This is a genomic window from Chryseobacterium sp. HR92, assembly GCF_045689405.1.
Taxonomy (GTDB): Bacteria; Bacteroidota; Bacteroidia; order Flavobacteriales; family Weeksellaceae; genus Chryseobacterium; species Chryseobacterium viscerum_A.
Genome location: NZ_CP139139.1, coordinates 1,528,870 through 1,541,266 on the forward strand (window position 1 = coordinate 1,528,870; position 12,397 = coordinate 1,541,266).

The 12,397-nt window shown below is 37.9% G+C and carries 15 protein-coding genes; 6 read left to right on the forward strand and 9 right to left on the reverse strand.

Annotated elements, in window-relative coordinates; all coding sequences use genetic code 11:
- Positions 1–380: 380 nt before the first annotated feature.
- The 6 genes from SFA27_RS06945 to SFA27_RS06970 are packed head-to-tail and all read right to left on the reverse strand — an operon-like array spanning position 381 to position 2,861.
- The gene (locus SFA27_RS06945; RefSeq protein WP_223599390.1) at positions 381–608 is read right to left on the reverse strand and encodes a RebB family R body protein; all 228 of its coding nucleotides are present in this window, start codon (positions 606–608) and stop codon (positions 381–383) included.
- A 23-nt stretch (positions 609–631) separates the two neighbouring features.
- Entirely contained in the window at positions 632–1,018 is a 387-nt protein-coding gene (locus SFA27_RS06950) for a hypothetical protein (protein ID WP_407297211.1), read from the reverse strand.
- Between the two features lie 39 nt (positions 1,019–1,057).
- A complete protein-coding gene (locus SFA27_RS06955; protein ID WP_407297213.1) occupies positions 1,058–1,888 on the reverse strand; it encodes a hypothetical protein in 831 nt (276 codons plus the stop codon).
- Positions 1,885–2,073 carry a hypothetical protein gene (locus tag SFA27_RS06960; RefSeq protein ID WP_047378379.1) on the reverse strand — a complete coding sequence of 63 codons (189 nt, stop codon included), beginning with the start codon at positions 2,071–2,073 and terminating at the stop codon, positions 1,885–1,887. Before SFA27_RS06960 ends, SFA27_RS06955 begins: the two co-directional genes overlap by 4 nt.
- 38 nt (positions 2,074–2,111) lie before the next feature.
- Positions 2,112–2,627: a hypothetical protein gene (locus tag SFA27_RS06965; RefSeq protein WP_407297215.1), complete on the reverse strand. Its 516-nt coding sequence runs from the start codon at positions 2,625–2,627 to the stop codon at positions 2,112–2,114.
- An 18-nt stretch (positions 2,628–2,645) separates the two neighbouring features.
- Positions 2,646–2,861 carry a RebB family R body protein gene (locus SFA27_RS06970; protein WP_034697211.1) on the reverse strand — a complete coding sequence of 72 codons (216 nt, stop codon included), beginning with the start codon at positions 2,859–2,861 and terminating at the stop codon, positions 2,646–2,648.
- A gap of 427 nt (positions 2,862–3,288) precedes the next feature.
- Here SFA27_RS06970 and SFA27_RS06975 point away from each other — a divergent pair, with 427 nt between their 5' ends.
- A complete protein-coding gene (locus SFA27_RS06975; RefSeq protein WP_407297217.1) occupies positions 3,289–4,779 on the forward strand; it encodes a hypothetical protein in 1,491 nt (496 codons plus the stop codon).
- A gap of 97 nt (positions 4,780–4,876) precedes the next feature.
- Here the strand turns inward: SFA27_RS06975 and SFA27_RS06980 are convergent, their stop codons facing one another.
- The gene (locus SFA27_RS06980; RefSeq protein WP_407297219.1) at positions 4,877–5,770 is read right to left on the reverse strand and encodes a CPBP family intramembrane glutamic endopeptidase; all 894 of its coding nucleotides are present in this window, start codon (positions 5,768–5,770) and stop codon (positions 4,877–4,879) included.
- 188 nt (positions 5,771–5,958) lie between these two features.
- Here SFA27_RS06980 and SFA27_RS06985 point away from each other — a divergent pair, with 188 nt between their 5' ends.
- The 3 genes from SFA27_RS06985 to SFA27_RS06995 all read left to right on the forward strand — a co-directional run bounded on the left by SFA27_RS06985 (position 5,959) and on the right by SFA27_RS06995 (position 8,628).
- Positions 5,959–6,531, forward strand: a complete 573-nt coding sequence (locus SFA27_RS06985; RefSeq protein WP_047378375.1) for a helix-turn-helix domain-containing protein — start codon at positions 5,959–5,961, stop codon at positions 6,529–6,531.
- Between the two features lie 87 nt (positions 6,532–6,618).
- Positions 6,619–8,106: a serine hydrolase gene (locus SFA27_RS06990; RefSeq protein ID WP_407297221.1), complete on the forward strand. Its 1,488-nt coding sequence runs from the start codon at positions 6,619–6,621 to the stop codon at positions 8,104–8,106.
- Between the two features lie 90 nt (positions 8,107–8,196).
- The gene (locus tag SFA27_RS06995; protein WP_407297223.1) at positions 8,197–8,628 is read left to right on the forward strand and encodes a DUF3592 domain-containing protein; all 432 of its coding nucleotides are present in this window, start codon (positions 8,197–8,199) and stop codon (positions 8,626–8,628) included.
- An 18-nt stretch (positions 8,629–8,646) separates the two neighbouring features.
- Here SFA27_RS06995 and SFA27_RS07000 read toward each other — a convergent pair whose 3' ends face one another.
- Positions 8,647–9,192: a hypothetical protein gene (locus tag SFA27_RS07000; protein WP_407297225.1), complete on the reverse strand. Its 546-nt coding sequence runs from the start codon at positions 9,190–9,192 to the stop codon at positions 8,647–8,649.
- Positions 9,193–9,419: 227 nt separating this feature from the next.
- Here SFA27_RS07000 and SFA27_RS07005 point away from each other — a divergent pair, with 227 nt between their 5' ends.
- Together SFA27_RS07005 and SFA27_RS07010 are read left to right on the forward strand one after the other, a co-directional pair.
- Positions 9,420–10,469, forward strand: a complete 1,050-nt coding sequence (locus tag SFA27_RS07005) for an alpha/beta fold hydrolase (RefSeq protein WP_407297227.1) — start codon at positions 9,420–9,422, stop codon at positions 10,467–10,469.
- Positions 10,470–10,627: 158 nt separating this feature from the next.
- A complete protein-coding gene (locus SFA27_RS07010; RefSeq protein WP_264517366.1) occupies positions 10,628–10,906 on the forward strand; it encodes a YbbC/YhhH family protein in 279 nt (92 codons plus the stop codon).
- Positions 10,907–10,975: 69 nt separating this feature from the next.
- On the opposite strand, the gene SFA27_RS07015 is transcribed toward SFA27_RS07010, so the two are convergent.
- Positions 10,976–12,112 (reverse strand): 1-acyl-sn-glycerol-3-phosphate acyltransferase, encoded by a 1,137-nt coding sequence (locus SFA27_RS07015; RefSeq protein WP_407297229.1) that lies wholly within the window; start codon positions 12,110–12,112, stop codon positions 10,976–10,978.
- Between the last annotated feature and the right edge of the window lie 285 nt (positions 12,113–12,397).

The following is a 12,397-nucleotide window of genomic DNA, read 5'->3' on the forward strand; positions in this document are numbered from 1 at the left end:
CACTACAGATCCTGCAGATGAATACATTTCAAAAGCATTGGTATTGACAGGTTATAAGTGATTGGATCTGAAGGTGGCTCTGAATACAATGGTTGAGACCCTATCTGTAAAATCTGTGTGAGTGTAAAGCATATTTCCTGATAAAAAGGATGCGGTTTTTATTTTTAATATCTGTCTTAAAAATAAATATCTGCTGCAGGTATACTGGCTATGCTGGATTCTTTTGGGCTAAAGATGGATTCTGAATAATTGCTTCTGCACATAGACAGCATCTGAAAAACGGTGCAAAATAAATGTTGACCTGAGATTGTATATATTGAGGGCACCGGATTTCATCTTTGCAGAGAAAATAAACCGCATCCGTGGTGGTGAAACCGGAATTAAAAACGTCCTTTTCTAAATAGTCCTGATTCTTTGTGTTTCAGTTTTCCGGATCCCATTTTTTTTACTCCCATGACATAGTTGCTGATGGCAGTCATGTTATTTCGTTGTTGGTTCAAGGCAGAATTGATCTGCATTGCACCCGTAGAATGCGCACTTACCTGTGTTGAAATAGCATTAGGTACAGCGGTAGACATTCCCATAATTATAGTATCAATTTCGTTCATAATATCTGTTGGTGTTGATGTTTTTATGGACGGATATTGCCAAACCGGGCATTCAGTTTATTCATTCGGTCCATTATTTTAAGCTCCTTCTCTTTTACCTTTGCAGTGGATGCCTCCTGAAGTCTTTTCAATTGTTCTTCATAGTTCATCATAGGAGGATCCGTCTGAGCTGGTGTTGCAGCCTGTACCTGGGGAGGAACTTCTTGCTGTTTTACAGCTTCTTCCAGCTTTTCCAGCAGAGGAGCCAGCGATTTCATGGTCTCTTTGATGGCTTTATCCTTGATATAAGTAATGATTTCATCTTCATGTCTTAAAACAAAGGGCATGATTTCTTTTTCAACGATTTCAGGTTCCGTTACAGGTACCGGAGGTTTGTGTGCGGGGGCCTTTTTGCGGATTCTTCTTCGCATAAGTATTGTTTTAGAGTGTTGGGAATAGTGAGCACCTACTTACAGCAGATAATTAATGAATGCTGCTGCAGCCCTCCAGTCCCGGTTGATATCTTTTACTACATTATATCCTGTAATTTCCAATGCAATACACGCTGAAACAGCACTGGCTGACAACATTTCTTTTAACTGATTAGGAGGAAGGGTAAGGATATAATCATCCGGAATTACGGGAAGCCTGCCGTTGTTTGGAGGGTTTTCATTCACTACAATACTCAGAATTTCCTGGAAATAATGCGCAATCAGTTTAGAAGCCTGGAATTCCAGTTCTCTTTTTAATTCAATTATTTCTTCCTGGCTTACCAGTTCGGCAATAGCAGCTACATCCACATCATGTACCGAATACTGAGCTTCTCCCGTATCAGATGGCGTAATCGTGATATCTGTTTTGAGAATCCATTTTGCCTTTTCAAGATTAATCGTAAGAAGTTTTGAATCAAGATCTGAAACTGCAATTTCACTTAAGGTGGTAAATGGTAAAATTCTCACATTACAATAAAAAGCTTTCGGATCATCCAGCTTGACCATGATGACGGCAATTCCCGTTGATCTATCTATAGGTTCCACTACAAAACACTGGAAATGATTATATCTTTTATTTCCTCTGTTGATGCAGTTCACCAGTCTTATGGCAGGCTGAATATTAATGTTTGAGGTCTGAAGATTAAATATAACTCGCTCTGCATTATGTTCCGTCTTTTTCACATCAACACTTCTCGTGTCAAAATAAGAAATATCACTGCTTCGGGTCAGGTAAAGTCGTTCATTTAAATCATTTAAATTTTCCAGATTTAAAATCTTGGCGGGTTTGGTTGTTGAAGAATAATTCATCTTTTATTTATTTTAATTTTTTCAAGGAGTTGGTTTATTATTGTTTTTTTCTTTCGGTTCACTTCAGGTTCTACTGAAGGAATTACTGCTTCTTTAATCTCTGGTTTTATGAGTGGCTGTGTCAGTTTTACTGACTTTAATACTAATTTTCCCCCATGATCAGCCGTGATAAAGCTTTTTCTCATGCCTTCCTTTTCTGATGAGACTTCTTCCGGAACCGGATCTACTCGTTTTTTTTTTCAGGATCTTCAGTCTCAGGGATTACTTCCGTATAGGATGGGGGAGAAGGAAGGACTTCTGAGACAGGAAGCGTGTTGACATTATAAATAGTATTGGAAATTTTAGCTTTTACTTCAGCATATTCACTTACCATTTTGAATAAGTCTTTCATCATTTCATTTCCTTTTCCTGCGTCCTGGCCTTGCACATGCTCTGCCATCTGAGTGGAGGTTTCTTTACTGCCCGGAGCCGGCCCGAAAGTCGTTCCATATGTCAGTAAATTATTGGCCAATCTGCTTAATGCTATAAGACCTACCTGCTCAAATCCTTTCAAAAAAGACTGTAAATCCTGAACCATCATTCCTGTAGACTGTTCTATCATTACTTTTGTCACTCCGGTCATTGGAGAAGCCTTAGGTGGGGCCAGTACCTCACTGTTCACAAATACTACAGCTTTCTCCGCCGGAGTGGTAGCATTGGCTGCCTGGGATTGTTGGGTTTCACTGTTGTTTTCACTCATGATTGTAAGGTTTTATAATTATCCTTTTAAAATTTTAATGGCATCTGCAACAATCGCAGGGTTGAGCTGGTTCAAGTTCTGCTGATTGGTTACAGAATTCTGAATGGAAATTCCACTGGCATGGGTGGCCATCTGGTAAAGCATACTCATAGCCTGTGCGGGAGACTCACCAAGTACGGTAACATTAGTCTGCGTTACTGCATCTGTAGTCTGGGTGTTTACTGTTTCTGCCATATTCTGGTTTTAATGGGTTACTATTGTTTTTTATTTTCAAACATCTTCTTTCAAAGACTTTTTCTTCAGCTCAACCTTATTGTTATTTCCTGGTTAAGCCTTAATTGTGAGATTGCTGATCTCTTTTGTCTGATACAAATTTCATCAATCGAAATAAATCTTCATTAAGGGAAAAAACTGAATTTTAAAAATTAAGGGAATTCTCCTATGAGTGAAATTTTTATACAATATCATATCGACATAATTAAAATCCGGAAAACAGACTAGCATATAAAGTGTATTTAATAATCATAACAGGTGAATACACAAATACCTTATCTGCCCATACGGGTAAACCCTGAATTTCTGAAAATGGGTAGATCCCCTCTGTTTTGTCAGGAGCTTTACCTTGAAATTTGTTCCCTAACGTATTATAATACTAAACGATATGATAAGGAATAGAAAAAAAAACAAAGCAGGTGCTTCCAATACAGATGATGCTAATCGCAGACCAGCACCAAGACCAGACCTTCCACGTGGCCCCAAACCTGAATTTAAACCTAAAGTACTTATCCAACCCGGATACGCCACAGGTGATATGTTTGGAATTGCCGCGGCTTTAATTGATGATGATGAACTTCATGTTGTTATTTCCAAAGGCAATGGCACTTTCATAGACCACACGGATAAAGCAGATTCTATAAAAAAATTCTATAGAGATTCCGGAATAGGAGAGGATAGAATACATATAGTTGAAGTAAATAGATTAAGGGGAGATAATGCGGGTAAGAGAAGATTAGAAAATAAAGCACGTGAGTTTCAGCCAAGAGGATACATCAAAAGAGTGAATTATGGAACTGATTATATCGCGAGAAAATACTCACCAGCCTTACGGAATAAACTAAAAGTAAGATGGGAGGTCAATAGTAATGGCTATGAAGATGAGGCTATAAAAAGTTGGCTGGAACAAAAAGGAATTCCTACCAGTGGAGACAATTTACTTATTTTATGGTCACGTTTCAGTGGGAAAGGAGGAGATATTCATATAGAACACGATACAAGCTATACAGGAATCAGACAAATTGTTTATAGAGTAGCAGAAATGTATGATGCAATCATTATTACCGGAGATAAAGGCTATGTGAAGGAGAGAGGATCTAAATTTGATGATATTGTCAATGAGGTCAAAAGTACCATTCACCCTTCCAAAGTATTCAATATTACCGAGTTTTGGGATGAAAAAACACCATCTTTATTAGCATGGGGAGGCAATACCCGTTTTGGGCAGTTTAAGCTATATGATTATTTTGAAAGACACTTTACCCATGTAAAGCATCTGGGCTTCAGAAGTGGTAATCTTGAAGTGATGGCGATGCTGGGGTACACGGTAAGGTATATGGAAGAAGAAGGAAGTGAGAGTGGTGGCAGAATGCTTGCCTGGAAGGATATAGGCGGAGGTAAGACTTTAAAAAGAGGAGATGCCACCGGATATGAACGGCTATTGTTGAGTCAACCTCCAACACGATCAGGCAAATTTCTTCAGGAAAAAATAAAAGAAATAAATACAAAAATTGAGGTAAAACTTGATGAAGAAATTAGCAGAATAATAAGAACTACCGGACCCAAAACAAAAAGGCAGATAGAAGATCTGAAAATAGAACTTAAACCTGCAATAGAAGCAACATTCATAGGAGAAAAAAGAGATTATACAGGGGCACATTATGCTCCGCGTAAAAAAGATGGATCACCACCAACCCCCATACCAAAAGAAGAAAAAGACAGATTTTATGAAGGGTTTAATGATAAAGATATGGAGCTTATTCTCAAGTATTTACAGCCTGAACGCTGGGTTGAGAAACAAATTACTTATAACCCCGTCATTCCACAGAAAAGAAAAGATTACAAAAAACTGTTGGAGAGTGCCGAAAACACTTATTAAACAATAAGCCTTGAATTACTGATTAAAATACGAAATTTTACTGATATTCCCAAAAGCCAGCCTTCTCTACAGAAGGCTGGCTTTTTTATTAATAATGCTATGCAGAAAGGGGAGTATCTTCACTATCCTTTTCAGGTAATTCCTTTCTCTTCCGCCAAAAGAAGTATGCAACAACAGCGGTCGCAATTGGCAGAGCAATACCAAACTCATCAATATAATAATTGGTATTTCCCGTATCTACAGTAAGCGGGGTGAAAATAGACTGTATAAAAAGGTTGTGGCTGGCATGTAAAATAACACCTGTCCATAAACTTCCGGATTTTAACCGTAACCAGGTGAAGATAAAACAGGATGCAAATATCATCACCGTAAAACATAAAAGAGCCAGCCATTTGGGACCACCCGTGTTATAATTAGAAAAAAGAAGAAGCGGATAATGATAGATAGACCATATAAGACCCATCCAAAGAGAAGTCGTAGTATAGGAATTGATCTTAGCCAGCTGCGGAGTAAGAAGACCGCGCCAGCCTATTTCTTCACCCAATGCTGATCCTACAGAACGCACCATACCAAAGCTGCTCATCAGAATAATATACAGGATGATGGTCTGGCCATCAGAAAGATTCCAACCCATACCTTTACCAGCTTCTGCTACAAACTCATGGTTATAAAAACCGCCAGCCCCACTGATCCAGATGATGAGATAAGGAACCAGACTGTAAAGAATAGGAATACAGTAAGCGATGATCTGGTATTTTGTAAGGCCCCATTTCCAGCCCAGGGAAGAAACAGGAATTTTCCGGATACGGCAGGTAAGAAGAGCTGCGATAGCCGGACACCACATTACAATAGTGGCGTAAGATATAATTCCGCCACCGAGTTTACCGGTACGGATGCACATATAATAGACCGGGAGGCAGAAAAGCAGGGTAAGACACAGGTAAGTGGCAATATTCTTCCTGATTTCGGATTTGGATACTGTATTTTCCATAAACTGATCTGGTGTTGGAGTTGATAAATAACTGAAAGATAGAAGATTATTTTCAAATAAAAATATACTTATTTCTTATAACAATTATAATTTTAGTACTGTTCAATTTAAAAAAGAGGTCTTCTGTTTTTAATAATGGAAAAATGTAAATTAGCGAAAACAAATTTTTTTTCGAATTACCCTAGAACATGTCCAGACTAAAAGCCATAAGAGAACAAAAAAATCTGACCCAGGAGGAGCTGTCAGAAAAATCAAAAATTTCTGTAAGAACCATTCAGAGGATAGAATCCGGAACAGAACCTAAAGGACATACATTAAGAGCTTTGGCGCAGACTTTGGAAATAGAAGAATCTTTATTATTGCAGAAAGAAACCACTATTTCTGCTGAAATAGAAGAGATAAAAACAGAAGCCACAGAAGAATCTGAAACGCTCAATTATTCTTCAATCAAAATGATCAATCTTTCCTCCTTATTATTTGTGGTAGTACCTCCGTTAAATATCCTGGCTCCCTTTCTGATCATGCTTATTATGAAGCAGAGAAACAGTCTCACCAAACAGATTATTTCACTGCAGATGTTTTGGACAGCTATGGCACCCATTGTGTTTATGCTCGGTATCTTTTTAAAGCTCGGAAAAGAGTTTACGCTTATTCTTATGATCCTTATTGTATTGTCCAATGTATTTATGATCCTAAGAAATACTGCAGAAATTGACCGTAAAAACAAACTGTATTTTAAGTTGAAATTCAGTATGTTATGATTTTTATCGTTGCTTTGTCGGGTTTTTGTCGGGTTCATTTTTATGTGAAAAACAAAATGAAATTGAATCTTTGTCAAAAAAATAACAATGACAAAATCTTCACAGTTTATCCTTCCTTTTTTGATTCTGTTCATGAGTATAGTATATGCACAGACAAAAAAAACGGACTCTCTTTACAGAACAATTATATCGAAAGACAGCCTGTTTTTTTCAGCAGGTTACAACACCTGTAACATCGGAAAGATGGAAAGCATGTTAAGCGACGGGTTTGAATTTTATCACGATAAGGGCGGCTTTGAAGACAAAAAGAAATTCATCATTGATTTTAAAAACGGATTGTGTAAGTCTCCGGAAACTTATCAATTAAAAAGAGTTTTAGTTGGTAAAAGTACCGAGATCTACCCCATGTATAAAGATGGGAAAATATATGCTGCCATTCAGAATGGAGATCACCTGTTTTATGAAAAGATAGGGGATCAGGCTGAGAAATTAGTCGGGGAAGCAAAGTTTACTCATTTGTGGATTTTGGAAAATGCTGAGTGGAAACTTAAAAATTCATTGAGCTTTGATCACCATCCGAAGCAGACTACTGATAATGAAACAATGTTTGATAATGATCAGTCGATGCAAAGCTGGCTGAAAGAAAATAATATTCCTACTTTGGGGTTAGGAATTATCGAAGGTGGAAAACTACAGCAGGTAAAAGTTTTTGGAGATACCAAAACAGGAATTTCAGTCCCCCTCAATGCTTATTTTAATGTTGCCTCTCTCACCAAACCAGTTACGGCAATGGTAACCTTACGATTGGTAAGCTTAGGAAAATGGAAACTGGATGAACCTTTAGATGCTTACTGGACAGATCCGGACATTGCGAATGATGCAAGGAATAAAAAAATAACAACAAGAATGATCTTGAGCCATCAGACCGGTTTTCCCAACTGGAGATGGATGAACACTAACAAAAAACTCAACTTTCAGTTTGATCCGGGCACAAAGTATCAATATTCAGGAGAAGGTTTTGAATACCTTCGGAAAGCACTGGAAAAGAAGTTTGGTAAATCACTGGACCAGCTTGCGAAAGAACTTATTTTTCAGCCTCTCAAAATGCGTAATACAAACTATATCTGGGATCAGAATACAGATGAGTCAAGATTTGTGACAGGATACAATGAAAAGGGAAATGCTTATCCGATAGAAAAAATTAAAACAGCCAATGCTGCCGATGATCTGCATACCACGATAGAAGATTACGGAAATTTTATGGTCAGCATTATGAAAGGAAAAAATCTGAAACCCGAAGTCTTTCAGGAAATGATCAAAAAACAGGTGAAGGTTAAAGAAAATAAATATTTCGGACTAGGTCTTGAAATTTATGATCTTGGAAACGGCGAATATGCTTTATCTCACGGAGGAGCAGATCAGGGAACAAGATGTATTGCCATTGTACTGCCCGATTCAGGTAGAGGGATTGTGATATTTACCAATGTAGATGATGGCTATAAAGTTTATGAAAAGCTGGTGCTTCATTATCTGGGGAAAGAAGGGAAGAAGATTGTGGAGATAGAAACCCGATAGCTGCTTATGCAATGAAAATCTTTGTATATTCGGGGTATCAATCTGGAAATAAATACAATAGGTGTGTATTTGTTTCCAGTATGCCAAATTATGAACAGAAACAAAACAAAAGCTATGTGGCAGTATTATATTATCCTTGGAGCAGGAATAATCCTGTTTGTTGCAGCATGGTTGAGCCTCAGAAGCACTCTTTCATTCTTAAACAAAGCTGAAAAGGCTACAGCTACAGTTACTTCATTGAGGGAATACGAGGACTCGGATGGAACGGTATTTAGTCCGCTCTTTACCTTCCAGACCCGGAATAATATGGAATATACTTATGAACTGCCGGAAGGTACCAATCCTTCAGCGTGGTCGGTAGGGGAGACAGAGACCGTTATCTACGATCCGGATGATCCTTCTTCGGTAGAATTATATACGTATTTCAGAATTTTTGCATGGCCTTTAATACTGATCTCAATAGCACTGCCATTGCTGGTAGTGGGAGGAGGTTATTTTATTGCAGACCAGTTTTTAAAATAACCTCTTCCTTCTGTATTTCTATTTTACCTTTTCCAGAAGATACAATTTAGCCCCGGAAAATGCCAGTTTAGGCATCAGGTTTCCTTCCAGGATCATCGTCTTATTATTGGCATCTATGACAGAAATATAGTTATTCGAGTTGTATTCTATATAATTCTCCTTTTCTTTTGTTGAAGGATTTTTTCCAAACTCCATAGAATATTTCACCCAGTCTTCATCCTGTGTGCTGCAGTGTACAGGCTTGAATTTAGATTTTTTGGCTTTGAAAACGATCTGATCAAAACCTTCCGTACATTCTGAGGTGAATGAGCCATCAGGATTCTGATCTTTAGAAAACTCCTCAAAAGAACCACGGTAGACTCCTACGACTTTCCAGGTTCCATCCAGACGGTCTTCATCAATTTTTCCTTTTGCTTTGCTTACCGCCCAGCTGATTCCGTTGACGGTTCCTTTTACTGCTTTATAGCTTAAGCTTACAGCTCCTGATACTACTTTTGTAGCTGTTCTTACTACACATGAATTGAGAACAAGGACAGCCGAAGCCAGAAATATTATTTTCTTCATTTTGTCAAATTTTTTCAGATACGAAGATAATGTTTTTGGAAAAACTGCCTGAAGATGAATTATGTTTTGCATATTTTAATAATAATTTTAGACATCTTTATGTATTCTGCTGTCCGGTTTACCGCCCGAAAATCAGTTTTCACCGCTCAATATGACCTGCTCAAAGTATTTGCACTTATTCCTGGCTCTGTTATACCATAATTTTACCATCATAAAACATCACTATTATGAATACAACATTGAACATCAGTAAAAAAATACGATTCGTTTTATCCCTGGTTATTTTTATGGGAGTTGGATTGTTATCTCTAAAAGCACAGACTTATAGTACTGGCGAAAAAGATCAGGAAAATGCAGCTGTCAGATCAGCTTTTCAGAATACAAAGAAAATCAGAGCCGGGCTGCTGGATGTAGGGTATGCAGAAGTAGGGCCTGCAAACGGAAAACCTGTTATCCTTCTTCATGGGTGGCCTTATGATATCCACAGTTTTGAACAGTCCTCTGCGATACTTGCTGAAAAAGGTTACCGTGTTCTGATACCTTATTTAAGAGGGTATGGTACAACTACCTTTGTATCTCCAAATACAAAACGCAACGGTCAGCAAAGTGCTGTCGCATTGGATATCATTGCTTTTATGGATGCTCTGAAAATTGATAAAGCGATCATTGGCGGTTTTGACTGGGGAGCCAGAACAGCGGATATCATGGCTGCATTGTGGCCAGAGCGATGCTCCGGGCTGGTAGCGGTAAGTGGATATTTAATTGGAAGTCCAAAGGCCAACGAAAAACCTCTATCTCCAAATGCTGAATTTTTATGGTGGTATCAATATTATTTTTCTACTGAAAGAGGTTATAAGGGCTATAAAGCGAATACTGCGGCATTTAATAAACTGATATGGAAAACTGCTTCGCCAAAATGGACTTTTGATGATCAGACTTACGAACGTTCTGCTACAGCATTCAATAATCCTGACCACGTTGATATTGTAATTCACAATTACCGCTGGCGTCTTGGATTGGCCAAAGGGGAAAAACAATATGATGCATTTGAAGCTAAACTTGCAAAATCTCCGGCCATTACAGTCCCAACAGTTACCCTGGAAGGTGATGCCAACGGAGCTGCGTTTCCTGCCCCGGAAAGTTATGCTTCCAGATATACAGGCAAATACGCACATCATACTCTAACAGGTGGAATTGGACACAATTTGCCACAGGAAGCTCCAAAAGCATTTGCAGATGCGATTATAGAAGTAGACTCCATGTTACAAACCAAATAAATATCTGCCAGATCAAATAGGATGATCTGAATGTTGAAAAGTAAAATCTCAGCACTATTTTGTCTTAAAATAATTATATTTGAGTACCAGAGAAAAACAGAGCAAGTGTTATAAAAAATAACGAAGAAGCTTTAGACATCATCCATAATTTATTTAAAATGAAATATTTTGCTTTCATATTATTATTTTCACTTTTAAGTTGTGAAAAGAGTAAAACCGATAAAGAAATTGCCATTTCCGTGGCTGAAAAAAAATGGAACGAAGTGTATGGTAAATCAACAATAAATAAGCAAAAACCGTTCGTTGCAGAAAAGAAAAACGACAGTATCTGGATTGTGCATGGAAACTCTCCAACACCGCCGGCAATTGGAGGTGTTGCATATGCCGAAGTAAATGTAAAAACAGAAAAAGTGATTGAGTATACCCATGGAGAATAAAACCCTTTAAAAAATAAAAAACCACTACTCAGCAGCAGTGGTTTTTTATTATTTGGTAGTCAATTCTTCTTATAAACCTTCTTCCAGCTTCAGTTTATTCACCAAAGGATTGGCATACATGGCTAAGAAATACTCTTTAGAAACCGGATCGGATGGATCAATACGCATTTCAAGTCTGCGGGTAAATAACTGTTTTTCCTGTTCCGTGTATTCGGAAGCGTAGGTATTGGTATTATGAAGTAAATCGTAAGCAATGTATTTGGTTGGCCAAAGTTTATAATTACTGATGATAGAACGGTCAATTACCTGTGCAATGGCCTGCAGCTGTTTGTTTTTATTGTCAATGGTCGCTGCAATTTCGTTCAGTTCAGTATCAAGGACATCACCGGCGTGAAGGTGGATACGTTTCTTTTGTCCCAGAATTCCACTGATAATGTTGGTGAAATCTTCATTTTTCCCCTTAATATATTCTTCATCTCTGTGCTGAGCCAGCAGTTGAGGCATTTTTAAAGAATCTGTAGGATCGTACTCATAGGAAATAGAGATCGGAACTATTTTTAAAGTTTTAAAATAATCAATCAGTGACTGATCTCCAGCTGCCATGGCAAGCATTTTTAAAACACCCTGTTGGGTAGAATCATTACCGTTTTTGGTACGGCCCTCACGTTGGGCAATCCATACAGAACGGTTTCCCTGATGCAATTGCTCCTTAATATATTCAGACATCGTCTGTGAACTTGTCAGTTGTTCACGAAGGGACAAACCTCTTTGTACCAAAAAATTCCGGTTCAGTTTTGCCAGTACGTTTAAGAATTTTTTGCGGACAAGATTATCTCCAATAGCCGAAGCGGTCATAATATAGCCACCCTCCAGCAAAACCAGATTAAGCAGTGAAGTATCCAGAACGATATCCCTGTGGTTTGAGATGAAAAGGTAAGGGGTATTTTTATCCAGCTTATCAAAGCCTGAAGTTGTTAAGCCGTCAGAACTTTTCGCAAGGATCTGACGAACGGCATACGCTACAAACTGATGCTGGAAATCACTGATGGAATGAACATTTTTAAACTGTTCCAGCCAAACCTGCTCATCCGTATCAGGAAAAGTAAAATTCATCAGTGCTTTCATCATTGGATCACGAGCTATGCTCTGTAACCTCTCATTCACTTCCTGATCATAGAAATACCGGATTTCATCAAACTTAGACATGCAGTTAGGTAAAAATTAAAACTTTTGCAAAAGAACGAAAATTTATTGGGGGATAGGGCATAATGGGTGTTAAAGTATTATGAAGGGCGTAGGAGTTCAGGCTCAGGAGCTCTCTTTTATCTTAATCAGTTGTAGGAATTCAATAGAAATGAGCTTTAGCCCATTTTAATAAGAAAATATTCTTTCCTTTGGCTTTTGCCTGAACTTAAAAGTATTATTTAGATTATTAAAGAACAGCAAGTTATTTAACTTTATTTCGTATTCTTTTCAATTCCCATATAAATT

Bases quoted from the DNA above. Each gene is read 5' to 3' on its own strand.
- SFA27_RS06945 (WP_223599390.1), bottom strand. From the start codon at position 608: ATGAACGAAATTGATACTATAATTATGGGAATGTCTACCGCTGTACCT.
- SFA27_RS06950 (WP_407297211.1), bottom strand. From the start codon at position 1,018: ATGCGAAGAAGAATCCGCAAAAAGGCCCCCGCACACAAACCTCCGGTA.
- SFA27_RS06955 (WP_407297213.1), bottom strand. From the start codon at position 1,888: ATGAATTATTCTTCAACAACCAAACCCGCCAAGATTTTAAATCTGGAA.
- SFA27_RS06960 (WP_047378379.1), bottom strand. From the start codon at position 2,073: ATGAGAAAAAGCTTTATCACGGCTGATCATGGGGGAAAATTAGTATTA.
- SFA27_RS06965 (WP_407297215.1), bottom strand. From the start codon at position 2,627: ATGAGTGAAAACAACAGTGAAACCCAACAATCCCAGGCAGCCAATGCT.
- SFA27_RS06970 (WP_034697211.1), bottom strand. From the start codon at position 2,861: ATGGCAGAAACAGTAAACACCCAGACTACAGATGCAGTAACGCAGACT.
- SFA27_RS06975 (WP_407297217.1), top strand. From the start codon at position 3,289: ATGATAAGGAATAGAAAAAAAAACAAAGCAGGTGCTTCCAATACAGAT.
- SFA27_RS06980 (WP_407297219.1), bottom strand. From the start codon at position 5,770: ATGGAAAATACAGTATCCAAATCCGAAATCAGGAAGAATATTGCCACT.
- SFA27_RS06985 (WP_047378375.1), top strand. From the start codon at position 5,959: ATGTCCAGACTAAAAGCCATAAGAGAACAAAAAAATCTGACCCAGGAG.
- SFA27_RS06990 (WP_407297221.1), top strand. From the start codon at position 6,619: ATGACAAAATCTTCACAGTTTATCCTTCCTTTTTTGATTCTGTTCATG.
- SFA27_RS06995 (WP_407297223.1), top strand. From the start codon at position 8,197: ATGAACAGAAACAAAACAAAAGCTATGTGGCAGTATTATATTATCCTT.
- SFA27_RS07000 (WP_407297225.1), bottom strand. From the start codon at position 9,192: ATGAAGAAAATAATATTTCTGGCTTCGGCTGTCCTTGTTCTCAATTCA.
- SFA27_RS07005 (WP_407297227.1), top strand. From the start codon at position 9,420: ATGAATACAACATTGAACATCAGTAAAAAAATACGATTCGTTTTATCC.
- SFA27_RS07010 (WP_264517366.1), top strand. From the start codon at position 10,628: ATGAAATATTTTGCTTTCATATTATTATTTTCACTTTTAAGTTGTGAA.
- SFA27_RS07015 (WP_407297229.1), bottom strand. From the start codon at position 12,112: ATGTCTAAGTTTGATGAAATCCGGTATTTCTATGATCAGGAAGTGAAT.